General features: G+C 53.2%; 21 protein-coding genes and 1 tRNA gene. 16 read left to right on the top strand and 6 right to left on the bottom strand.

Translation table 11 applies throughout. The features are described 5' to 3' along the window. The first annotated feature begins 69 nt into the window (after positions 1-69). The 5 genes from BXP70_RS01320 (at position 70) to BXP70_RS01300 (ending at position 6,423) form a co-directional block, all read left to right on the top strand. On the top strand, positions 70-1,170 hold the full coding sequence (locus BXP70_RS01320) for a BT_3928 family protein (RefSeq protein WP_086592575.1): 1,101 nt from the start codon (positions 70-72) through the stop codon (positions 1,168-1,170). 109 nt (positions 1,171-1,279) lie between these two features. Next, a complete protein-coding gene (locus BXP70_RS01315; protein ID WP_086592202.1) occupies positions 1,280-2,335 on the top strand; it encodes an ABC transporter permease in 1,056 nt (351 codons plus the stop codon). A 141-nt stretch (positions 2,336-2,476) separates the two neighbouring features. Further along, positions 2,477-2,995, top strand: a complete 519-nt coding sequence (locus BXP70_RS01310) for a shikimate kinase (protein ID WP_086592201.1) — start codon at positions 2,477-2,479, stop codon at positions 2,993-2,995. A gap of 80 nt (positions 2,996-3,075) precedes the next feature. Further along, complete coding sequence (locus BXP70_RS01305; RefSeq protein ID WP_086592200.1) at positions 3,076-3,750, top strand: sterol desaturase family protein; 675 nt, start codon at positions 3,076-3,078, stop codon at positions 3,748-3,750. A 252-nt stretch (positions 3,751-4,002) separates the two neighbouring features. Next, entirely contained in the window at positions 4,003-6,423 is a 2,421-nt protein-coding gene (locus tag BXP70_RS01300; RefSeq protein ID WP_086592199.1) for a T9SS type A sorting domain-containing protein, read from the top strand. A 73-nt stretch (positions 6,424-6,496) separates the two neighbouring features. On the opposite strand, the gene BXP70_RS29810 is transcribed toward BXP70_RS01300, so the two are convergent. Beyond that, positions 6,497-6,667 carry a hypothetical protein gene (locus BXP70_RS29810; RefSeq protein WP_179197539.1) on the bottom strand — a complete coding sequence of 57 codons (171 nt, stop codon included), beginning with the start codon at positions 6,665-6,667 and terminating at the stop codon, positions 6,497-6,499. Between the two features lie 372 nt (positions 6,668-7,039). Between BXP70_RS29810 and BXP70_RS29325 the strand changes: the two genes are divergently transcribed. Next, entirely contained in the window at positions 7,040-7,597 is a 558-nt protein-coding gene (locus tag BXP70_RS29325) for a hypothetical protein (RefSeq protein WP_143436330.1), read from the top strand. A gap of 108 nt (positions 7,598-7,705) precedes the next feature. Here the strand turns inward: BXP70_RS29325 and BXP70_RS01290 are convergent. From BXP70_RS01290 to pheS, 3 genes are all read right to left on the bottom strand, one after another. After that, positions 7,706-7,782: transfer RNA gene (locus BXP70_RS01290), tRNA-Asn, on the bottom strand. A 97-nt stretch (positions 7,783-7,879) separates the two neighbouring features. Beyond that, positions 7,880-8,338, bottom strand: a complete 459-nt coding sequence (locus BXP70_RS01285) for a Rieske (2Fe-2S) protein (protein ID WP_086592197.1) — start codon at positions 8,336-8,338, stop codon at positions 7,880-7,882. Between the two features lie 80 nt (positions 8,339-8,418). Continuing rightward, positions 8,419-9,465 (bottom strand): phenylalanine--tRNA ligase subunit alpha, encoded by a 1,047-nt coding sequence (pheS, locus tag BXP70_RS01280; protein WP_086592574.1) that lies wholly within the window; start codon positions 9,463-9,465, stop codon positions 8,419-8,421. Positions 9,466-9,729: 264 nt separating this feature from the next. On the opposite strand from pheS, the gene BXP70_RS01275 reads away from it, so the two are divergent. The 3 genes from BXP70_RS01275 (at position 9,730) to BXP70_RS29320 (ending at position 11,078) form a co-directional block, all read left to right on the top strand. Further along, positions 9,730-10,206, top strand: coding sequence for a hypothetical protein (locus tag BXP70_RS01275; protein WP_143436329.1), 477 nt, complete (start codon positions 9,730-9,732; stop codon positions 10,204-10,206). A 61-nt stretch (positions 10,207-10,267) separates the two neighbouring features. Then, positions 10,268-10,624: a hypothetical protein gene (locus tag BXP70_RS01270; RefSeq protein ID WP_086592195.1), complete on the top strand. Its 357-nt coding sequence runs from the start codon at positions 10,268-10,270 to the stop codon at positions 10,622-10,624. 73 nt (positions 10,625-10,697) lie between these two features. After that, positions 10,698-11,078, top strand: a complete 381-nt coding sequence (locus BXP70_RS29320; RefSeq protein WP_143436328.1) for a hypothetical protein — start codon at positions 10,698-10,700, stop codon at positions 11,076-11,078. A gap of 77 nt (positions 11,079-11,155) precedes the next feature. On the opposite strand, the gene BXP70_RS01265 is transcribed toward BXP70_RS29320, so the two are convergent. After that, positions 11,156-12,439, bottom strand: coding sequence for a M16 family metallopeptidase (locus BXP70_RS01265; RefSeq protein ID WP_086592194.1), 1,284 nt, complete (start codon positions 12,437-12,439; stop codon positions 11,156-11,158). Positions 12,440-12,890: 451 nt separating this feature from the next. On the opposite strand from BXP70_RS01265, the gene BXP70_RS01260 reads away from it, so the two are divergent. From BXP70_RS01260 to ytxJ, 4 genes are all read left to right on the top strand, one after another. Further along, on the top strand, positions 12,891-14,870 hold the full coding sequence (locus tag BXP70_RS01260; protein WP_086592193.1) for an alpha-ketoacid dehydrogenase subunit alpha/beta: 1,980 nt from the start codon (positions 12,891-12,893) through the stop codon (positions 14,868-14,870). Between the two features lie 132 nt (positions 14,871-15,002). Then, a complete protein-coding gene (locus BXP70_RS01255) occupies positions 15,003-15,317 on the top strand; it encodes a hypothetical protein (RefSeq protein ID WP_086592192.1) in 315 nt (104 codons plus the stop codon). A gap of 136 nt (positions 15,318-15,453) precedes the next feature. After that, complete coding sequence (locus BXP70_RS01250; RefSeq protein WP_086592191.1) at positions 15,454-15,780, top strand: hypothetical protein; 327 nt, start codon at positions 15,454-15,456, stop codon at positions 15,778-15,780. A 20-nt stretch (positions 15,781-15,800) separates the two neighbouring features. Beyond that, positions 15,801-16,145, top strand: a complete 345-nt coding sequence (gene ytxJ, locus BXP70_RS01245) for a bacillithiol system redox-active protein YtxJ (RefSeq protein ID WP_086592190.1) — start codon at positions 15,801-15,803, stop codon at positions 16,143-16,145. A 146-nt stretch (positions 16,146-16,291) separates the two neighbouring features. Here ytxJ and BXP70_RS01240 read toward each other — a convergent pair whose 3' ends face one another. Further along, positions 16,292-16,699, bottom strand: a complete 408-nt coding sequence (locus BXP70_RS01240) for an OsmC family protein (protein WP_086592189.1) — start codon at positions 16,697-16,699, stop codon at positions 16,292-16,294. Positions 16,700-16,812: 113 nt separating this feature from the next. Here BXP70_RS01240 and BXP70_RS01235 point away from each other — a divergent pair, with 113 nt between their 5' ends. The 3 genes from BXP70_RS01235 to BXP70_RS01225 all read left to right on the top strand — a co-directional run bounded on the left by BXP70_RS01235 (position 16,813) and on the right by BXP70_RS01225 (position 21,808). Beyond that, positions 16,813-17,628 (top strand): hypothetical protein, encoded by an 816-nt coding sequence (locus tag BXP70_RS01235; protein WP_143436327.1) that lies wholly within the window; start codon positions 16,813-16,815, stop codon positions 17,626-17,628. Positions 17,629-17,829: 201 nt separating this feature from the next. Next, a complete protein-coding gene (lipA, locus tag BXP70_RS01230; RefSeq protein WP_394334973.1) occupies positions 17,830-18,723 on the top strand; it encodes a lipoyl synthase in 894 nt (297 codons plus the stop codon). A gap of 214 nt (positions 18,724-18,937) precedes the next feature. Further along, positions 18,938-21,808, top strand: coding sequence for a glycoside hydrolase family 2 protein (locus tag BXP70_RS01225; RefSeq protein WP_086592187.1), 2,871 nt, complete (start codon positions 18,938-18,940; stop codon positions 21,806-21,808). The last annotated feature ends 18 nt before the right edge of the window (positions 21,809-21,826 follow it).

Below are 21,826 nucleotides of genomic sequence, written 5' to 3'. Positions count from 1 at the left end.
CCGGTAAAACCTAGGTTGCTGCCTGGCTTTTACTCCGTTACGCAATTATTCCGTTACTCGATGCCGTTCATGAAACTCGTTACGCGTATTTGCTGGGTGCTGCTTGGCGGCCTGTTTATCTTCTCTGGCCTTATCAAACTCAACGACCCCATTGGCACGGCGTTGAAGCTGGAGGAATACTTTGAAGTGTTTGCGGAGGACTTCGGCTCGTTCTTCCTGAATTTTCGCAGCTTTGCCCGCACACTTTCCCTCGTACTAAGCTCGCTGGAAGTAGTGCTTGGAGTGGCTTTGCTGTTACGCTGGCAAATGCGCCAGATAATGTGGGCGCTGCTTGGCTTGCTGGTCTTCTTTGCCTTTCTCACCTTCTACTCGGCAGCCTTCAACAAGGTAACTGACTGCGGTTGCTTTGGCGACTTTATCAAGCTCACGCCCTGGGCTTCCTTCACGAAAGACTTGTTCTTGCTTGGGTTATGGGCTGTGGTGCACTACAATCAACGCTATCTGCGGCGCACCTTTGCCCGGGGCACGCTTGGGGTGATGTACATCACGGTGGCCACGGCCGTGGCCGTTGGCATTGGGGTGCGGGCCCTGGGTCACTTGCCGTATTTCGACTTTCTGCCCTACAAAGTGGGCAATGACATCGGAAAGCTGATGAAGCCTTCCGCTCAACTGCGCTACAAGTACATCATGACGCGCAACGGGGAAACCAAGGATTTCACCGATTACCCGACGGATACTACTTGGAAATTCAAGCAGATGGTGCCGTTGAACCCGGAAGCTGGACCCAAAATCACCGACTTCAAAGTGTGGAACGACGAGGGCGACTTTACCCAACAGCTTCTGGAGGGTAACCGCCTAATTCTTATTGTGCAAAGCACCGAAAGCGCCGACCGCGACCGTTTCCAACAGTTCAACGAACTGTTTGCGGGGCTAGCCAAGTCGCGCAAGCATATTTCCACCCTAGTTGTTACCAGCAGCAGCCCGGCCGAGTTTGATGCTTTCCGCCACGACGTAAACCTAGCCGTGCCTTTCTACTACGCCGACGCTACGGTGCTCAAATCGATGATCCGGTCGAACCCTGGGCTGATCTTGCTTCAAAATGGTGTGGTAAAAGGTAAATACCACTACCACGACATCCCCGACGCCGGAAAGCTAGAGGAACTATTATAGCTTGGGGCTTAGCGTTTAGTGCTCGATAGTGAGCATTGAGTTTGGTAATAGGCTTGCGCATCTTCTGGCTAGCTCTAAAAACGAAGCACTAGGCACCAAGCATTAAATCATGATTTCTTTCATTCTTCGTCGGTTAGGGCAAGGCATCCTGATATTGCTAGGCGTCGCGCTGACAGTCTTCTTCCTGTTTACCGTATTGCCCGGCGACCCAGTAGCGCTGTTAGCTGGCCAGCGTTCCGACCCCGCTACCCGCGCCGCCATTGCCGCCGACCTAGGTCTGGACCAGCCCGTACCAGCGCAACTCGCGAGCTACCTCAACGACGTGTCGCCCGTAGGCGTGCACCCACGCGATTCGGCGGGAGTAGCTAAGTACGGTGGCGTGACGCTACTGCCCCTAGGTAAGAAGGCCTTAGTGTTGAAGAAACCCTACCTGCGGCGCTCTTTTCAGAGCAACAAAGAAGTGCTGAGCATCTTGCTCGACCACTTTACGGGCACGGTGTGGCTCGCTTTGGCGGCCATGTTGCTGGCTGCTGTGCTTGGTATTCTGTTTGGCGTACTAGCTGCTCTGAAAGCTCACACCTGGCTCGACCGCTCGCTCATCACGGTGTCCGTGCTTGGCATTTCAGTACCGTCATTTGTGGCGGGCATTCTCATCGCCATGACGTTTGGTTTCTACTGGAGCCGCTGGACGGGCCTCAACTTGACGGGGCAACTCTACGAGACAGACCCCTTTACGGGCACCCATTTGGTACTGCGCAACCTACTGCTGCCGGCGGTGGCCCTCGGTATTCGCCCACTGGCGGTTATCACGCAGCTCACTCGCAGTTCCATGCTCGATGTACTTAGCCAAGACTACATCCGCACGGCCAGGGCGAAAGGCCTTTCTGGCTACCATACGGTGGTGGGCCACGCGCTACGCAACGCCCTGAACCCAGTTATTACGGCTGTCTCGGGGTGGCTCGCTTCGCTTATGGCTGGCGCTTTTTTCATTGAGTATATCTTCAACTGGAAAGGCCTAGGTACCGTCACTTTGCGTGCCGTAGAAAACCTAGATTTCCCCATCGTGATGGGGGCCACCATCTTTATTGCTTTCCTGTTTGTGCTCATCAATATCGTGGTCGATGTGCTCTACGCCGCGCTAGATCCGCGTGTGAAGCTAAGTTAACAACCAGCGCCACCGAGTCTGGCTCTGACGTGCGTGTAAGAAGCCAGCTGTTACACATAGTGTCCCTAAGCAGACTGCGGCTGGATGATCAAGGTGACGCTCGCTCATGGCTAATCACTCATTCTTCATTGCAAACAACAGATGCGTCTTCACCTCATTGGCATGCCGGGGGCCGGTAAAACTACCCTAGGTCGCGGCTTGGCCACTTTTTACGGCACTCCCTTCTGCGATTTGGATGAGGAAATCGTTCGACGGGAAGGGCGTAGCATTGCTACCCTATTTGAGCAGGAAGGTGAGGCGTATTTTCGCGAACGAGAGGCCGCAACTTTGCAAGCTGTGCTGGCTGAACATGAGCGCCTCGTGCTAGCTACTGGTGGGGGAACGCCCTGCTTTCACCAAAATCTGGATCTGCTGCTAGCTACTGGGCTGACGCTTTACTTAGAAGTGCCTGTCGAAGAACTAGTACGTCGCCTGGTGCGCGCTGCTGCCGCACGACCTCTTTTAGCTAACCTACCTGATCCGCAGGCGCTGGAAACTCGCCTGCGCGAAACCTTAGCCACGCGCGAGCGGTTCTACTCCCGTGCCCACTTACGCTGCACCGGCACTTACTCGGTAGAGAGCATTCAGCGGTTGATTATGCACTATCAAACTACTGGGTGAGCCAGCCATTTGCGTAAGCATTGGTGCACGATTTGTGCGCTACTGCGTATTTTTGCCCCGTATACCAGCCATTTATCTGTATGAATACTGCCTCCGCCGCTCCTGAGCCCGATGTGAAGCCAACGCCCACAACGACACCTGGCGCAATTAAGCCCAAGCAGAAAGGCTCCGCTCAACTGTTTAAGAACCCCGTACTAGAGCGTTTAACCCACACGCATATTGCCGGTCCGCTCACCATCTTTTTCAGTGTAGCGGCTGTTAGTCTCTACTATGGTCTTAGCCGCGGTTTGCTTACAGGGCTATCCGCTTTCGGGCTGTTCTTAGCAGGTTGGTTTCTCTTTACGCTAGTTGAATACCTAGTGCACCGGTATGTGTATCATATCGAGGCCTCCTCGCCAGGACGGGCAAAGTTTCAGTACACCATGCACGGCGTGCACCACGAATTTCCGAAAGATAAGACCCGCCTGGCTATGCCTCCCATCTTGACGGTGTTTGTGGCCTCGCTACTCTTCTTCATTTTCCGCTTCACCTTCGGCAATGCTGGCTTCGGCATTTTGGCTGGCTTTGTATTTGGCTACGCGCTGTATCTATTTGTGCACTACGCCATTCACGTGTACGCACCGCCGAAAAATTTCTTGAAAGTATGGTGGCATCACCATGCCCAACATCATTACCGACAAGATGAGGTAGCCTTTGGAGTGTCGAGCACTCTGTGGGACCATATCATCGGCACCATGCCGGACAAGAAAAAATAGTAATAGCAGCAAAAATTTAGAAAGGGCCTTCGGGCCCTTTTTTATTGCCCGCCCAAATAGCTAGGCTGATTATATAGCGTTGGACTCATGAGTTAAATGCAATGATAGCAGGGGTGTATTAATAAATATTATAGATATCTAATTATAGGCCGAATTTTTGAGTCGTTGGCGCACGCTGCTGTCTGCTTTAGCAGATGAATTAACTATTCAGCAACCCAAGTGCGCCTTTCTTCTCGCCTTTTTCTCCGCTTTATGACGAATTTTTACCGGTATTGGCTACTGCTAGTTGCTTTTATAAGCCTTGGTGCGCTGCCAAGCCAAGCGCAGTACACGTGGTCAAACGCAACAAACTTCGCGCCCTACACACAGAACTTCAATACTTTAGCTGGAACGGTTACGTTTGCTAACAATTCCACGTTGACAGGGGTCTATGCGCAAGCCGAATTCCCTGGTAATCCTAACCCATTCATTGCTCAGTTCAATCCTACTGCTATCCAGGCTAATGATGGCTCTAATACTGCTGCGCAATACTATCACTTTGGGACCTCTGGAAACACTGATCGCGCTTTTGGCGGTATTGCTTCTACCGATTATTCGAATGGTACAGGGCATGTCGGTATTCGCCTGAAAAACAGTAGTACTACTACCATTCGTACGCTAGATATTGTATACGCTATGGAGCACTGGTACAATTCGGGACGGGTAGATGGTGCTCGAGTAGATGTATCCTATCAAAAGTCTGCTGTGGGGGGTACAATTACAACCTTGTTCAACACATCAGGCACCTGGATTTCCATTCCTGACTTGGGAGTGAATGCACCTTCCACCGCAACTGTTATTGCGAGCCGTGACGGCAATTCCTCTGCTAATCGCCGAGTGCGCCAAGCTACTCTGAGCAGTATTGATTTGGCTCCTAACCAAGAAATTATGATTCGGTGGAGCTACGTTTTGAACAATACAACAAACGGCAACGGTCTTTCCATTGATGATGTCACTATTGCAGCTTTCAGCAATATCTTCTACTCAAAAACTGACGGCGACTTAGATAAAACTAGTACGTGGAGTTCATCAGCGGATGGTAAAGATGCGTTGCCGACTGGATTCAGCTTCTCGCTTCCAAACGCCGTGTATTACGTTCAGGGAAATACATCAGGGTCTAACTCTGCTAGTCTTAGCCGTATCAACGGAACTAATAACGCTAGCACCACAAGCGCCTGGACCGTGGATGGAGCAAATTCAAGAATAGTTGTCGGAGTGCCTGGAGCTACTGTTGCTACACGTTTGTACCTCCACGACAACGATAATATCAACGGCCGGATAGATGTAGAGAATAATGCAACGCTGGCTATTCAGCAGCCAAACTACACATTCAGTCTAGGTCAGCTAGATAACGCAAGTACGGTAGAGTATACCAATCCTGCTAACATGAACATACAAGTAGCTGCTTACGGCAACCTACAGCTATCAGGGGCGGGTACTAGAAATCTTCTGGGTAGCACCTTGGTAAACGGGAATTTGATATTCAATCCAACAGCGGCTCTTACGATGGTATTAGGTGAGAGCAATCTGACTATCCAACGTGGGGGGCAGATTCAAGGTGCTAGCAACGCTGCATTTGTGGTGACAAATGGTAAGGGGCAACTTCGTCAGAGCGTAACCAACAATGGTATGGACGTACCGTTTCCAGTAGGTAGCTCTGCTACTAGCTATACGCCAGCTTTTCTGCAACAACCTAGCAGCACTACGGCACGCAATGAAGACGTATTCTCCGTGCGGGTGGCCGATGGTATGTATGCTCGCTATGATGCCACGGAAAGCGGCACAGGTACTGCCGTCACCAATCAGAACGTGAAAAAAACCTGGTTTGTGAGCGAGGAAGTGATGGGCAACTCTAACATCACGATGGGGCTGCAGTGGAACAACGCAGACGAAGTAACGGGTTTCACACGCAACAGCGCCTACGTATCACACTACCTCGCTACTAGATCATCCGCCTACTTCGATAAACCTAGCGAGTTGGGTGGTATCGCGGCTGGTACGGTAGCCAACAGCTACCGTGTAAATCGTAACAGTATCACAAGCTTCTCGCCATTCAGCGTTTCGTCGCGGCCAGATATGCCTTTGCCTGTAGAGTTGTCTGCTTTCTCGGCACGGCGCCTAGGTACTGCTGTTGTTTGTCGCTGGACAACGGCCAGTGAAAAGAATAGTGCTAAATTCATCATCGAGCGCAGTGCTGATGGGCGTGATTTTCAGGCCATCGGAACAGTGGCGGCCGCTGGTACTAGTACGGCCATGCATACCTACTCCTTTACGGACCAGCAACCACTAGCTGGTGTAGCTTATTACCGGTTGCGTCAAGTTGATGAAGATGCTACCGAAAGCTTCTCGCCAGTGGTAACGGTAGCTGGCTGCGCCCAATGCCTCGCCGACAATGTGTTGATAACGCCAAACCCAAGCTCCGGCTTGTTTGAGCTATATACTAATCTCGAATCAATAATAGTAAGCGGCACCGTTCGTAACGCAATTGGTAAGACCATAGTGACGCTAGATCAACAAGTGCCCGTTGGGCCGCAGCGTCTCTTACTTGATCTGACGCAGCAGCCCGCTGGCGTGTATCTCATGCAACTACAAACGAGCAGCGGCAGTTTCGTGCGTAAGATTGTAAAACAGTAACCATCTGACTGTTCTTCAACAGAAAAGGCGCTCATAATTGAGCGCCTTTTCTGTTGAAGAGGGTAGCACAGATCTAGCCCCGCATTCTGCGTACTAAAAACCAGATGAGCAGTACTACCAAGAAGATACCAACGACAGCCGTCCAGGCGCCTGCCTTGAAAATGTCACCAATCGCTTCGCAGCTGCTAAGTGAAAAGGTGAGGAGTATGAGCGTAAAAGCGAAGAGAAAACGAAAATCTTTCATGACAGGTCGGTAGGGGAAATAGAGGGAGAGAAGTTATAACGGCTTGCAGCGTTTCAGATTGATACTGACCAATGGGCGAAAAGGTTGAGCAGCCAGCCTAACTTCCTGTACCCTTTTGCTACTATTAGGGCGGCTAACCATGCCGACGAGCATTCGTCTTCCGAAAAGCGCTACTCCTACACCTGCTATTTGCCCCGAACCTACCTAGGTATGCACTAGCCTATTAAGTTTCTGTATCAGCATAAGGGCATGATTATCAGCTTAACAGTACGCTTGTTTTTGTTTCTGCGAGTGGTCAAAGCAAGCACTTTTTTGGTATCGCCTGCGTATGAAAAGGAACAGTTTCTGTCAACGACTAATCCATTTACTGATATGGCACGCTTTATCTTTCCGAGCTTGTTTGTTGTAGTTGCTCTTAGCAGCCACCTAGCCCTAGCACAGCAGCGGCCTGCTTCGTCAGCACCGCAGGCCGCTGATCCTGCTACTACTTCCACTAAACCCGATAATCCAGCCACGCCCGCATCGTCGTGGACCACCCCTGCCACGGGCAAGGAGTCTTCTGATGATGCTGCTTCACGGATAGAAGGGGCGCACATTGCGCCAGGCTTTACCGCTGCTCCAGCAATGCGCGTGCGTTACGATTACCGGGGCCGTCCGATGGGGGCGCCATTTCGCCGACCTACTGTAAACTCTTCGGCACCGGCGCTCTCGCCTACTCCTGCTGTCCAGAACAGTGCTGCTGGTTCGGCGGCTAACAGATCGGCGGGTGCTGCACCCGCTGAAGCAACACCAGCGGCGGAACCTGTAGCGCCCGTTGCAAATAGCTTGAAATCGTCGGCACCTGCGCCTGCAAAGCCAGCGCCAGCGAAAAAGGTGGCACCGAAGAAAAAGCAATCGGACGGTTGGGGTACTGGCACTAGTGGCTGGTAGCAGCCATAATAGATAAGAACGGCTGAGTAGGTATAGATTTACTATCAGCTTACATCTAGCTAATTTTAAAACAAAGAGGCCCGTCATTGCTGACGGGCCTCTTTGTTTTGGCGCTCCCTCCTGGGCTCGAACCAGGGACCCTCTGATTAACAGTCAGATGCTCTAACCGGCTGAGCTAAGGAAGCGGTTATGGCGGCTTTTAGTAGCCGTTGCGGGTGCAATATTAATATGCTGTTTCTCTTTTTGCAAGAGGTTAACGCAATTTTATTTAGTGAAAAATAACTAATTACTGATAGTAAGTAAGTTACCGCTCAAAGAAGTGGCATATTGGCGCAACGCATAACGGGAAGGCCCACCCTGCACCTGCCCCTGCAAGCTAAATTGAGAAGTACAGCAAGTATCGCGAAAGAATAGGCGTGAAGGATCAATGCTCACCGTCGCGCAAGCGCTAGTGGGCTGATACGGACAGGTTCGGTCGAAAGCTAGGTAAGAGCCTGCTTTTTGCCGAACTACAATCAGTCCTTTGGTGCCTTTGACACCACCGTCAACGTATTGCACGCCATTGTCGAAGCGCAAGGCGGTATTTTGCTGATCGAGCAAGCTGATGGTGGTTGTAAAAGCAATGATAGGAACCTGCGGCTGTACCTCCGAGGCAGAGTCGCCACCGCAGGCTAGTACACCTAACGCACCGATAAGTAAAGTGGCTGCACTGATGAAGCGTAAGCCGCTGGTGGTGAGCATAATTTCTGGTTTTGCTTTTTATAAGATCACCGTGTCTGCTGGGTGACAACAGGGAATAAGCTATTGCCACCCAGCATCCATTAGCCTAGCTGTACCCCTTCAAATTGCCGGAGGAAGCGCATGTCGTTCTCTGTAAACAAACGCAAATCCTTGATCTGATATTTCAGCATGGCAATACGTTCGATGCCCATACCCCAAGCATAGCCTGAGTATTGCTCCGGGTCGATACCGGACTGTTGGAGTACATTGGGGTCAACCATACCACAACCACCAATCTCAACCCAGCCGGTTTGCTTGCAGATATTACAGCCTTTGCCCTTGCAGATCAGGCAAGTGATATCAATTTCGGCGCTAGGTTCGGTGAAGGGAAAAAAGGACGGTCGGAAGCGGATTTGAATATCTTGCCCAAACATCTCTTGTACGAAGTAGTATACCGTCTGCTTCAGGTCAGCAAAGCTCACGCCTTCATCCACAAAGAGGCCTTCCACTTGGTGGAACATCATGTGCGCACGGGCCGAAATAGCTTCGTTGCGATACACCCGACCAGGCATGATGCTACGAATAGGAGGCTTCTGGCTTTCCATGACGCGCACCTGCACGTTGCTGGTATGCGTGCGCAAAAGCCAGTCGTTGGTTTGTCCTGGCTCGCGGTGCACGAAGAACGTGTCCTGCATATCGCGCGCCGGGTGGTTTTCGGGGAAGTTTAGCGCGGTGAAGTTGTGCCAATCGTCTTCGATTTCGGGGCCTTCAGCTACGTTGAAACCAATGCGTGAGAAAATGCGCACCATCTCCTCGCGCACTAAGTTCAGCGGATGCCGGGTACCTAGGGCATTGGGCGCTGAAGGCAAGGTATAATCGAAGGTAGCATCGGCGGGTGCATTTTGGGCTGCTGCTTCTAGCTCCTGCTGCCGCTGCGTAAATTTCTCAAGAGCTAGCTGCTTAAGCTGGTTGAGCTCCTGACCCACGGCGCGGCGCTGCTCCTGCGGCACAGTCTTGAGCTGGTCAAACAGGTCGGCCAGCTGACCTTTGCGACCCGTGAAGGCAATGCGAAATTGCTCCAGTTGTTCGGGAGCCGTAAGATCGTAAGCTTCGATTTCGGCGCGTAGCCGATTGATATTCTCCTGCATAATAGTACAAAGGTACATCGTTGCTGACAACTGATACTAGCCTCAGCATAGGTTGAATTTGGGACTTTGTGTTGCCAAATGAAGAATCAGTTGGCCTGTGGCTAGTCACATAAGTAAGGTCGAGTAGGAGAATTTTATGATTTGGTATGATTGATGCAATACGACAAGTACCTGCAAGGTCGTTACTGGCGAAAGTCGCCTGCCTGCATTGGCCTTGTACTGGCGTGTTTCCTACCCTCTCCACCTCTTTCTCATTTGATTGCCATGCCACGCTTTTTGCTTCCCGCTTTTCTTTTATTCGCAGTGTTGGGCGTTGCTAGTGCGCCCGTTCAGGCTCAGTCTACTACCCAACCTAGCACTGTCACTTCCGATCCGTGGGCTACGTCTGACGTCGTGACTGATGCCCCACAATACGCAACGGGTTGGAGCAGTGCCCCAGGCATGAGCCTCAGTTTGCACCAGCGCCCGACAACGGACTACCGGGGTCGGCCGCTAAAGCAGCAGCCTAAACCCAAGCGGGTAGCAGCAGAAGACCTAGCTATTGCTGAGGCCAACGACGACCCCATGATGCATAGCTCCGGCGTTATGATTGCCCCAGGCATGAATACGGCTCCTTACCGCGGCGTTAGCACCGACTATAATGGCCGGCCGCTACGCAAATCGTCGCATAACAACTCTACTATAGGAGCCAAGGTTGCGAAAGCAGCACCGGTAGCTGCCGTGCGTTCGACGAGCTGGTAGGCGAGTTCAGAGTCGGCATTATTATCGTAGGAACGGAGGTGTCCACTCTTCGCTTCTGTTTATGCGCCTCTCCTTTCTATTTCTCGCTTTCGCCGCACTGGTTGGTGCGCCCGCCGTAGCCCAGCAGGTCCGTCGTACGGCTAATGGTTATCATCACACCCGTAATACAAAAGCCAAAGCTCGTTCGGGGGCCTATGCTCGCTACGATCGTTCGGCTCGGCGCAACGAAGACAATTTGAAGCTAGCTCCTGGCTTGCGGTTGAACATGCCTAGTCCGCCTACTACTGATTATATGGGGCGGCCGCTGAAGAAGAAAGCTGCTCCCGCTACGGCGGGGGCTACTAGTCTTTCGGCAGAAAAGTCGCCTGCTAAAGCAAGCTCTACGGCTGCACCAGCAACGAAGCGCCGCACCCGATAAAATGTAGCTAGGTATCAAATGATCGGGGCAGAAATTTCTTCGTAGAAAGTCAATAACTCTTGGCTGTACCGCTATGCTACGAACGACCTTCCTTCTGTTACTAACCCTAAGTGCCGTCTTGCTGACCGGTACTCCTGCCTCGGCGCAAGCCCGTGCCAATGCACCCGCCGGCAAAAAGGCAGGCACTAGCGGGAAAATTTACTCGGCCCAGCCCGCTCGTACATCTACCAAGCCCACAGCCGACGATGGAGGCAAAACGCCGTCACCTAGCAAGGACCCTAAAATGGAACCGCTAATGGAAAGCCAAGGTGAGTCGGTGGCGCCTAGCATGAGTGGAGCACCACCCACACGGGTAACAACTGATTATGAAGGCCGGCCAATAAGAAAGACTACGAATAGTTCTACGCTGTCGTCGCAGCCGAAAAACCCGACTTCACCGCGAAAAACACAATGATTTCGTGCTGCTGTTCACGCTAAAAGAGCCCACTGGTTAGCTACCAGTGGGCTCTTTTAACATAAAATATTGTCTATCTACTCAGCTTCTGCGTCAAGCGTTGCTAGTTCGGGGACAGATTTTTTGGGCTGCGCGCGGTAGTAGAGCGTGCTACTATTCTCAGGACGCAGCACTTCTTGCGCAGCAGCCAATACAGCGGCTGGCGTAACAGCTTGCACACGGGTGCTTTCTTGATTAACCAAATTGGCGTCGCCCATGAGTTTGCTGTAAGCTAGGTTCATAGCTCGGTTCAACAACTCGATTTCTCCGAACACAATGCTGGCTTCGGCTTGATTCTTCACCTTTTCTAGTTCTTCGGCAGATACTTCCGCGGTACGTAGCTCCGAAAGAATTTCTTCGACGGCCGCATCTGCTTCTTCCGGCGTTACACCAGCATTAAGCTTGCCGCTGATGATGAGCAAGCCAGGCTCTAGAGAACCCGTGCAGGAGGCCGAAACATTGTTGAACAGCGGCTTTTCTTTTACCAACCGCTGGTACAAGCGCGACGATTTGCCCCGGCCAAGTATGTCGCCGAGCAAGTCGACGGGATAGTATGCTGCGTCGGCGCGGCCGGGCATATGATACACTTTATAGAAGGCGGTTACTGGTACGTCAGCCGATACATCGAGGTGGCGGGCTTCCGTTTGGCGCGGTTCCAGGGGCAAGTTGCGGTCGTAGCGCGTACCGCTCGGAATCGGTTCGAACCACTTCTCCGCCAAGCGTTTCACTTCGGACACCGGTACAGCACCTGCTACCACCAAAATGGCATTGGCGGGCGAATAGTGCTTGGCAAAGAATGCGCGCACGTCGTCCATCACGGCATTTTCAATATGGCTTACTTCCTTGCCGATGGTAGCCCAGTTATATGGGTGCACTTGGTAGGCTAGGGGGCGTAGCTTCAGCCATACGTCGCCGTAGGGCTGGTTGAGGTAGTTCTGCTTAAACTCTTCCACGACCACCTTACGCTGCACCTCTAGGCCCTGCTCCGAAAAAGCTAGGTTCAGCATCCGGTCTGATTCGAGCCAAAAGCCCGTTTCGATGTTGGCAGCCGGCACAGTGAGGTAGTAATTAGTAATATCGGGCGAGGTAAAGGCGTTGTTTTCGCCGCCTACGCGCTGCAAAGGTTCGTCGTAGTTGGGAATGTTGACGGAACCCGAAAACATCAGGTGTTCAAACAAATGCGCGAAGCCAGTGTGTTGCGGGTCCTCGTCGCGCGAACCAACGTTATAGAGAATGTTGAGCACTGCCATCGGCGTGGTATGGTCCTCATGGACGATGCAGCGCAAGCCGTTGGCTAGGGTGAATTCTTCGAAATGAATCATGCGCGGGGTAAGAGGGTGTTTCGGGGAATATTACAGAGGTAACCAGCCGCCTACGTTGATAGTTTCGGCCACTAATTCGGCAAGTACGGAAGATGTGTGCAAGCTGCCAACGAGGGCCCTTACAAAGTAGCACGGACGCCGAGCAGAACGGTACGCGCCATCAGATATGCATCTAGGCTACGACCTCCAATATAAGTAGCAGCGTCGCCGCTACTTATATTGGAGGTCGTAGCCTACGTGACTAGAACCCCTAGCGTATCAGCTGCTTAGGCATAAATAGTAGCAGAGAAGAAAAGAGGTGGAAAGAGCGATACTAAGTCGAATCATAGACGATAAAGGCGCCATTCGCAGCTACAAGTGCATTAATGAATAGCCCAAAGCCGTGCTAGCAATTTTCCTTCCTTTCTAAACCCGTACTTTTGAGGTTGCTAGCCTTATCCTTCGCCTACGTATGCAGTTCGACCGCAAAGAGTACTCCAACGAACAACTTTTGACCCTGTATCGCGCCCTGCTCAGGCCGCGCCTGATCGAAGAAAAGATGCTCATTCTGCTCCGCCAAGGCAAAGTGAGCAAGTGGTTTTCGGGGGTGGGGCAGGAGGCCATTGCCGTGGGCAGCACATTAGCCCTCAACCCAGATGAGTACATTTTGCCCTTGCACCGCAACCTAGGGGTGTTCACGGCCCGGCAGGTGCCTCTTACGCGTCTCTTCGCGCAGTGGCAAGGAAAGCTCGATGGCTTCACCAAGGGTCGTGACCGGAGCTTTCACTTCGGCAGCAATGAGCACCATATTGTCGGTATGATCTCGCACCTAGGTCCACAGCTCGCCGTGGCCGATGGCATTGCTTTGGCGGATATGCTGGATCAGCAAAAGCGCGTGACGTTAGTGTATAGTGGCGACGGCGGCGCTTCGGAAGGCGATTTTCACGAGGCGTTGAACGTAGCTGCCGTGTGGCAACTGCCTGTTATTTTCCTTGTCGAGAACAACGGCTACGGGCTCTCGACGCCCAGCAATGAGCAGTTTCGCTGCCGCTCCTTTATCGACAAAGGACCCGCCTACGGAATGGAAGCGGTGCAGGTAGATGGCAACAACATCCTGGAAGTGTATGGTGCCATTCAACAGCTCGCCCAGGACATGCGTCAGAAGCCGCGTCCGGTGTTGGTCGAAGCTATTACGTTCCGGATGCGTGGGCACGAAGAGGCGAGTGGCACCAAGTACGTGCCACAAGACTTACTAACCGAATGGGCGGCCAAAGACCCCGTAACCAACTACGAGCAGTGGTTGCTGGCCGAAGGGCTAGTAAGCGAAACCGGCCGGCATCGCACCCGCGAGCAGATCAAACAGGAAATAGACGAGGCCCTGCAAGCCGCTGATGCGCTGCCGGCACCCACCGCCGACGACGCTGTTGAGCTAGCCGACATGTATCAGCCCTTCGAAGCACCTGCGCAAACGCCTGCCGACGACGCACCCAGCTCCGATAAACGCTACGTAGATGCCATCGCCGATGCCCTCCGCCAGAGCATGGAACGTTATCCTGAGTTGGTGCTCATGGGCCAGGATATTGCCGAGTACGGCGGAGTATTTAAAGTCACGGAAGGGTTTGTAGCGCAGTTTGGCAAGGCACGAGTACGCAATACGCCCCTGTGCGAATCGGCTATTTTGGGGGCTAGCCTAGGCCTGAGCATTCGCCAGAAAAAGTCGATGGTGGAAATGCAGTTTGCTGACTTCGTAACCTGCGGTTTCAACCAGATCGTGAACAATCTGGCAAAGAGTCACTACCGCTGGGGCCAAAACGCCGATGTCGTTGTGCGTATGCCCACAGGGGCCGGCACGGCTGCTGGGCCCTTCCACTCCCAGAGCAATGAAGCGTGGTTTGTGCACACGCCAGGCCTAAAAGTGGTGTACCCCAGCAGCCCCGAAGACGCGAAAGGCTTACTCAATGCCGCCATTGAAGACCCCAATCCGGTGCTGTATTTCGAGCATAAGCTGCTCTATCGCTCCATAACGGGCCCTGTCCCGGATGGCTATTACACCACGCCTATTGGCAAAGCTAGGCTCGTGCGCGAAGGCGACAACCTGAGCATTATTACCTACGGGCTAGGTGTGCACTGGGCCACGCAACTCGCTGAGGAGCTAAGCCTTGATTGCGACATTCTGGACCTTCGTACGCTACTACCCTGGGACGAAGATGCGGTGCGCCAAACCGTAATGAAAACCGGCCGGGTACTGCTCCTGCACGAAGACACGCTCACAGGTGGCATCGGGGGCGAAATTTCGGCTTGGATTGCAGAGCACTGCTTTGAGTACCTCGATGGGCCGGTGCAACGCGTGGCTTCCCTTGATACCGCCGTTCCTTTTGCGCCGGCGCTGGAAAAAGCCTTCCTGCCACAACAGCGTCTGCGTGAGCGAATTGAAAAGTTACTGGCGTATTAGCTTGTTGGTTAAGGCACGGGTTTTGGTGATTGAGTACCTGAGTAACAACCCGAACCAGATACGTGACCAAATACTCGGTTACTTCGTGCGAAGCCACTCAGTCACTCTAACGAAGTTACTCCTCTAGGCCCTATGATTACCTGCTTTTTACGTAGCGCGCGGCCAGCCGTGTGGTTGTTGGCGCTGAGCTGCTTGCTAACCACGGCTTGCCACTCTTACCGAATTCCTAGCCCTACCGGGCCGCCACAGGCGAAGGTGAAAGCAGCGAAGGGGAAGGAAGCCGACGCGACCGAAGCTGCTGATGGCTCGACCACCGCCGCGGCACCCAAACCGCAGCGCAATAGCTACGACAAAAACGGGCTCCTCAAAAAGCCTAAGTACGAGCGGCGACGGGTGAAGCGCAAAGTAGGGCAGCGCAAGTTCTTAGGTATTATCCTACCCTTCTAATTAGCTTGGCTGCGCGCCCATATTTTACGTAAAAGTACCTAGCTCGAAAGCTCATGTCAACCAGCTCTGAGCGACGTTTCTTTTCACGCTTTAGGGAGCCGGGATTTATTCTCAAGCACTTCTTATCTAGCTGCTTATGTATCGGATTGTAGTACTCGTCTTCTTCATGTTTGCTGCGGGCTATGCGCGGTCGGCTGCGGCCCAGATTAAGGAAACGAGTCCGGCGAAGCTACGCGCCGCCAACCGGCGCTCTTTGCGCGAATCGCGGCAGTATCCGGCCCCGGCAGCCTATAAAGATTCGCACCTAGCTGTGAGCCGTACCGACTTGCGCCGCGGCGAAGGTGGACAAGCGGGACAACCCCACGATGGCCGCGACAGTTATAAATTCGACAAGACGGGCACGGCACGTGTGAGCGAACCAATTGCTCCCGGTCTGCGTCCTCGCAAGAAGAAAAAGGAATAACCCATTAAATCACCCAACCCATGGCTCCCTGGCAACCGCTTACGCAAGCTGAACAACTCACCGATATCGTCCGCGAATCGCACGAGCAGCCTGTTCTCATTTTCAAGCATAGTACCTCCTGCTCAATCAGCGCAGCTGCCAAGAGCAAGTTAGAGCGCCAATGGAACGACGCAGGCCTGGAAAATGCCAAAATCTACTATTTAGATTTGCTACGCTACCGGCCTATTTCCACCCAAGTTGCCGAGCAGTTTGGCGTGCGCCACGAGTCTCCCCAACTGCTGCTTATTCAGGATGGCGAGTGCCGCTACGATGCCTCGCATATGGGTATTCGCCTGAGCGACGTAAAGAGCAGCATCAGCGCGTAGCATGAATAGCTAGGTGCTAGCTTGGTAGCGGATTGTTAGCTTGTCGGATAAGACTTTACTAGCTGAACGCTAGACGTCAACAATAAAATGTGCGTCTGACCGATTAAGTAATATGCACCACCAAGCAAGCACCTAGCTCTGCTTCGCTACAGACTGTAGTTGAACTGAACCTCTTGCCGAATTTCCGGGTTCAAACTCAGGGCAACCGGACAGGTACGCGCTGCATTTTCGAGGATGGTACGCTCCTTTGGCGACAAAGCAGCAGGCAACTGGAAATGCACATCAATTTGTCCAATCCGCCGCGGGTCAGCCACCATGTGTTTTGTTACGTTAAAGGTAGTGCCGGCTAGGTTGATTTGGCTTCGCTCCGCCACGATGCCCATAATGGTCATCATGCACGAACCAAGCGCCGCACTGACAAGATCGGTAGGGGAAAAAGCTTCGCCCCGGCCGTGGTTGTCAACAGGTGCGTCGGTGACGATGCAATTGCCGGAAGCGGTGTGCGTGGCTTCGGTTCGTAGTTGGCCGGAATAGCGGGCGGTGGCGGTGCTCATATATCAACAAAGAAGGTAAGACAATGCGTGTAAATTTACGTACTTTCGGTAAGTCTGCTGCCCAGCGACAGTTCTCGGCCTCTATTGTTTCATTTCCAGCGCTTCCGCCATCCGTGCGTAATCTACCTGTACTCGGCTGTTTTGTACTTGCCACGCTAGCTTTGACGCCCGCTGCTCGCGCGCAAAGCCAGAAGGCAAGCCAGAATGTAAGTGCTACTGATGAACCTTCTTATCGCAAGGAGTTCATTTATGGCATCAACTTCAATACGCGGGGTGGGCTCATCGGGGGCGCCTCGGTGCGCTCGACCAAAACGTTGTCGCAAGATTGGTCGCGCTTTTGGGGAATTGAAGCCGTTGAGGTGAAGCACCCCAAAGAGCAGCGCGTAACCAACATCAACACAGGCGGTACCTTTGTACTGGGCAAAAGCAACTACTTATTCGTCATTCGACCTACGTATGGCGTGCAGCGGGTAATTTTCCGCAAAGCACCCGAATCGGGGGTGCAGATAAATGCTTTGCTAGGTGCCGGCCCTTCTATTGGGCTGCTCATGCCGTACTACATCTCCTACGATCTGACGGAAAAGCAGCCTAATGGTCAGCCAAGGCCAAATACACAGCAAACAATCGTAAATCAGCAGTACGATCCAAATGTCAATACCGAGGCCGGCCGCATTATCGACCGAGCCCCATTGTTTGCAGGCATCAGCGAAACCAAGCCTAACATCGGAGCGCACTTACGTGGCGCCCTCAGCTTTGAGTATGGCCGTTACCGCGATGCGGTAGCCGGTATTGAAGCAGGTTTTTTGGTCGAAGCGTACACAAAGAAGCTGACCATCTTGAGCGTACAATCGGCTAGCAGCACCAAGGCACTAAATGAGCAATTTTATCCATCCGTATACCTAACCATTTATCTAGGGCACCGGAGCTAAGAAGCAAGCAACATCTAAGTCTTGCTACCACCGAATAGCCGGCAAGCTTGCTCACGCAGGCGGCCAGCTATTTGATTTTGAACTTGTTTATGGGCTAGGGGTTGTACCTTTAGCTTAGCAGTCTGTCTAATCACGTCAGACGGCTGCTTAGTAGCCCACATAACTGTCATTTGACCTTACCTTTGCAGCATGGATGAATTGTTGCTGACCCTGCCGATCATACAACCCCAGCCCGCCGCGCCTGCTAAGCCGCGCAAGCCTGATTGGCTGCGTGTAAAGCTGCCCGTGGGCCCCGAATACGCTAAAGTTCGCCGGTTGGTGGACGAGCACAAGCTGCACACCATCTGCGAGAGCGGCAATTGCCCGAACATGGGCGAGTGTTGGGGTGCGGGTACCGCTACGTTCATGATCCTGGGCAACGTTTGCACGCGCTCCTGCTCGTTTTGCGCGGTAGCAACCGGCCGCCCCAACGAATATGACCTAGATGAGCCACGCCGCGTGGCCGAAGCCATTCAGCTGATGGGCGTGAAGCACGCCGTGCTTACCTCCGTAAACCGCGATGAGCTTAAGGACCGGGGTGCTAGCGTCTGGTACGAAACAGTGGTTCAAACCAAGCAGCTCTCGCCTACGACGACCATCGAGACGCTCATTCCTGACGTGAAAGCCAACTGGGCTGCGCTGGATACCATGATTGCTGGGGGCCAGGAAGTGGTGTCGCACAACATGGAAACCGTAGGTAGCCTTTACCGCCTGGTGCGGCCACAAGCCAAGTATGACCGCTCGCTGGAGCAGATCCGGCGCACGAAAGAAGCTGGCAAGCGCACCAAGTCAGGCATTATGCTAGGGCTAGGTGAGCAAAAGGCAGAAGTGTACAAAGCCATGGACGACCTAGTAGAGAATGGCCTTGACATCCTGACCCTAGGTCAGTACCTGCAACCCACGAAGCGCCACATTGAAGTCGCCGAGTTTATTCACCCTGACCTATTCGCGCACTACCGTGAGGAAGGACTGCGCCGTGGCCTCAAGTACGTAGAGTCAGGGCCACTGGTGCGCAGCAGCTACCACGCCGAGCGCCACGTAAATGTGCCGATCTAGTCAACTCAATTGTAAACAAAAAGCAAAAAGGACAAGCTAGCTTGTCCTTTTTGCTTTTTAAACGATGCCGATTATTGCGGAGCTTGATAAGCAGGTGCTGCGCGAAGCTCCGCATGACGTTCTGCTGGCAAACAGGATGGTACAGGGTAGCTAGCAGCACAGGAGGGTGTATGTTCGCTGCTCTATTCTGAACTCTTGCCACACCGTTTCCGCCATGCGCCGCAAACTACTTTTTCTGCTTACCTATCTTTCGCTGCTGTGCACCAGCGGTTTGCGTGCTCAGTCGGACACGCGCAAACAGGTGCAGTATCTCTCCGGCACCGATAACAACCACACGGCCACCTGGGATTTCTACTGTACGGGTGGGCGAAAAAGCGGCTACTGGACTACCATTCAGGTGCCGTCGTGCTGGGAGCAGCAGGGCTTTGGTAGCTACAACTACGGCCGCGACTACAAAACCTACGGGAAGAACTTCCGCTTTGCCGACGAAAAAGGCATGTACAAGCGGCAGTTTCAGGTGCCAGCTAGCTGGAAGGGCAAGCAGGTATACTTGGTATTCGAAGGCGCAATGACCGACACCGAGGTGAAAGTCAACGGTCAGCTCGCCGGGCCGATCCACCAAGGCGCTTTCTACCGCTTCAAATATGACATCACCGATAAGCTGCAAGCCGATAAAGCTAACCTACTGGAAATAACGGTGAGCAAAATGTCGGCGGAAGCCTCGGTGAACAATGCCGAGCGCCTCGCTGACTATTGGATCTTCGGTGGCATCTTCCGGCCCGTATACCTGGAAGCGTATCCGAAGCAATTCATTGCCCGTACTGCTGTTGCCGCGAAGGCCGATGGCACGTTTGCCATGAATGTATTTCTGAAGGGCCAAACGCAAGCAGGCGAAGTGCAAGCCGATATTCTGGATGCGACCGGCAAAGTTGTAGGAACGGCAAAAGGCACCGCAAGCGCGCAAGACACCGTCGTGACGCTTCGTACTAAAGTGAACAAGCCGTTGCAGTGGACTTCGGAAACACCGAACCTGTACCGCGCCAATGTGACGCTGAAAACCAACGGTAACCTAGCTTTCCAGACGTCGGAGAAGTTTGGCTTCCGCACCATCGAGATTCGGCGTGGCAAAGGCATTTACGTGAACGGCACGCAGGTGAAGATGAAGGGCATCAACCGGCACAGCTGGTGGCCCGAAACCGGCCGTACTCTCAACGACTCCATTCACCTCGGCGACGTGAAGCTCATGAAGGAGATGAACATGAACGCCGTGCGCCTCTCGCATTACCCGCCCGACGCCAAGTTTCTGGAAATCTGCGATTCGCTGGGCTTGTACGTGCTCGATGAGCTAGCCGGTTGGCAGAAGGCTTACAGCACCAAAGCTGGCGAGAAACTGGTGAAGGAAATGGTCGAAAAGGACGTGAACCACCCAAGCATTATCTTCTGGAGCAACGGCAACGAAGGCGGCACCAACAAGGAGCTGGATGATGACTTTGGCAAGTACGATCTTTCCAACCGTCCTGTCATTCACGCCCACCACCGCCCCGGCAATGCCTTCAACGGCATCGACACAAACCACTATGAAGACTACTACAGCACCCAAAAGATCCTCAGCGACTCACTTATCTACATGCCCACCGAGTTTCTGCACGCCCAAGACGATGGTGGCGCGGCCGTGGGCCTAGGTGATTTCTGGGAACTGCACTGGAAGTCGCAGCGCTCGGGTGGGGGCTTCATCTGGGCGCTGGTAGATGAAGGCATTGTGCGTACCGATCTGAACAACATCATCGACGTAAACGGCGTGAACGCGCCCGACGGTGTCGTGGGGCCGCACCGCGAGAAGGAGGGCAGCTTCTATGCCATCCGCGAAATATTCTCGCCGGTGCACATCACCCTCAAAGAGCTGCCTAGCTCCTTTAAAGGGGTGGTGCCAGTGGAGAACCGTTACCATTTCACTAACCTCAATCAGTGCTATTTTCAGTGGGAGCTGGTGAAATACCGCAAGCCAGGCGAAGCTTTCTCGGGGTACACTACCATGAAAAAGAGCCGCATGGCTAGCCCCAATGTGGCACCCCTCGCCAGCGGCAAGCTCGACCTGAAGCTGCCCAAGGATTGGAAAACGTACGACGCGCTACTACTTTCTGCCTACGACCCCGCGAAGAACTTAGTGTACAAATGGTCGTGGAAAACCGTTGCCAACGATAAGCTGCTCGACGGTATTCTGACCTTACAAGACAAGCAGCCTCAACCAGTGGAAGTAACGGAGAGCGACACTACGCTTACCTTGAAAGCTAGCGACATCACCGTAGCCTTCAACAAACGCAGTGGCAAGCTGACGGGCGTAAAAGGAAATAGCGGCGATAAGCTGTCCTTCGGCAATGGGCCCGTGCTCGTGAGTGGCAACGCGACCTTCACCGGCCTCACGCACCGCAAGGAGAATGACGGGGAAGTGGTGGAAGCTAGCTATACCGGCGACCTGAAGTCCGTGCGCTGGAAGATGTACAGCACGGGCTGGCTCAGCCTCAGCTATGAATACGCCCTTAGCGGTGATTTTCCCTTTACTGGAGTGAGCTTCACGTATCCGGAAAATTTTGTGCTAAGCGCTAAGTGGCTCGGCAAGGGGCCGTACCGCGTGTGGAAGAACCGCCTGCAAGGAGTGACCGACAACGTGTGGGAGAATGCCTACAACAACACCCAAACTGGCGCTGCGCCCTGGATTTACCCCGAATTCAAGGGTTACTTTGCCGATATTACTTGGCTGGAAATGAACACAGTAGAAGGTAAATTTCTGGTGGCCAGCCCCGATAAAGGGCTGTACGTACGCATGCTCGACTTCTACGGCCTCTCTGGCGTGAAGCCGCATCCAGCGTTGCCCATCGGCAACTTGTCTTTCCTGGATGCTATTCCGCCCATCGGCACCAAGCTCGCCTTGAATATTGATTCGAACCCGCAAAAGCTAGGTCCGAATAGTGAGCCAAACCACGTAAGTGGCAGCACGAAACGTACTCTGTACTTCTTTTTCGGCTTGCCAAAGACCAGTGGGGAGCAACAGCCGTACACCGTGCCCGCTAAGAATGATCTGTTCTAACAGCTACGTGTCAGCTCT

The sequence above is a fragment of the Hymenobacter crusticola genome (assembly GCF_002154225.1).
In the GTDB taxonomy this organism is placed as follows: Bacteria; Bacteroidota; Bacteroidia; order Cytophagales; family Hymenobacteraceae; genus Hymenobacter; species Hymenobacter crusticola.
This window is presented reverse-complemented; position numbering and strand designations above follow the sequence as displayed.

Excerpts from the sequence above, each read along its gene's own strand:
- BXP70_RS01320 (WP_086592575.1), top strand. The coding sequence starts at position 70 with ATGAAACTCGTTACGCGTATTTGCTGGGTGCTGCTTGGCGGCCTGTTT.
- BXP70_RS01315 (WP_086592202.1), top strand. The coding sequence starts at position 1,280 with ATGATTTCTTTCATTCTTCGTCGGTTAGGGCAAGGCATCCTGATATTG.
- BXP70_RS01310 (WP_086592201.1), top strand. The coding sequence starts at position 2,477 with ATGCGTCTTCACCTCATTGGCATGCCGGGGGCCGGTAAAACTACCCTA.
- BXP70_RS01305 (WP_086592200.1), top strand. The coding sequence starts at position 3,076 with ATGAATACTGCCTCCGCCGCTCCTGAGCCCGATGTGAAGCCAACGCCC.
- BXP70_RS01300 (WP_086592199.1), top strand. The coding sequence starts at position 4,003 with ATGACGAATTTTTACCGGTATTGGCTACTGCTAGTTGCTTTTATAAGC.
- BXP70_RS29810 (WP_179197539.1), bottom strand. The coding sequence starts at position 6,667 with ATGAAAGATTTTCGTTTTCTCTTCGCTTTTACGCTCATACTCCTCACC.
- BXP70_RS29325 (WP_143436330.1), top strand. The coding sequence starts at position 7,040 with ATGGCACGCTTTATCTTTCCGAGCTTGTTTGTTGTAGTTGCTCTTAGC.
- BXP70_RS01285 (WP_086592197.1), bottom strand. The coding sequence starts at position 8,338 with ATGCTCACCACCAGCGGCTTACGCTTCATCAGTGCAGCCACTTTACTT.
- pheS (WP_086592574.1), bottom strand. The coding sequence starts at position 9,465 with ATGCAGGAGAATATCAATCGGCTACGCGCCGAAATCGAAGCTTACGAT.
- BXP70_RS01275 (WP_143436329.1), top strand. The coding sequence starts at position 9,730 with ATGCCACGCTTTTTGCTTCCCGCTTTTCTTTTATTCGCAGTGTTGGGC.
- BXP70_RS01270 (WP_086592195.1), top strand. The coding sequence starts at position 10,268 with ATGCGCCTCTCCTTTCTATTTCTCGCTTTCGCCGCACTGGTTGGTGCG.
- BXP70_RS29320 (WP_143436328.1), top strand. The coding sequence starts at position 10,698 with ATGCTACGAACGACCTTCCTTCTGTTACTAACCCTAAGTGCCGTCTTG.
- BXP70_RS01265 (WP_086592194.1), bottom strand. The coding sequence starts at position 12,439 with ATGATTCATTTCGAAGAATTCACCCTAGCCAACGGCTTGCGCTGCATC.
- BXP70_RS01260 (WP_086592193.1), top strand. The coding sequence starts at position 12,891 with ATGCAGTTCGACCGCAAAGAGTACTCCAACGAACAACTTTTGACCCTG.
- BXP70_RS01255 (WP_086592192.1), top strand. The coding sequence starts at position 15,003 with ATGATTACCTGCTTTTTACGTAGCGCGCGGCCAGCCGTGTGGTTGTTG.
- BXP70_RS01250 (WP_086592191.1), top strand. The coding sequence starts at position 15,454 with ATGTATCGGATTGTAGTACTCGTCTTCTTCATGTTTGCTGCGGGCTAT.
- ytxJ (WP_086592190.1), top strand. The coding sequence starts at position 15,801 with ATGGCTCCCTGGCAACCGCTTACGCAAGCTGAACAACTCACCGATATC.
- BXP70_RS01240 (WP_086592189.1), bottom strand. The coding sequence starts at position 16,699 with ATGAGCACCGCCACCGCCCGCTATTCCGGCCAACTACGAACCGAAGCC.
- BXP70_RS01225 (WP_086592187.1), top strand. The coding sequence starts at position 18,938 with ATGCGCCGCAAACTACTTTTTCTGCTTACCTATCTTTCGCTGCTGTGC.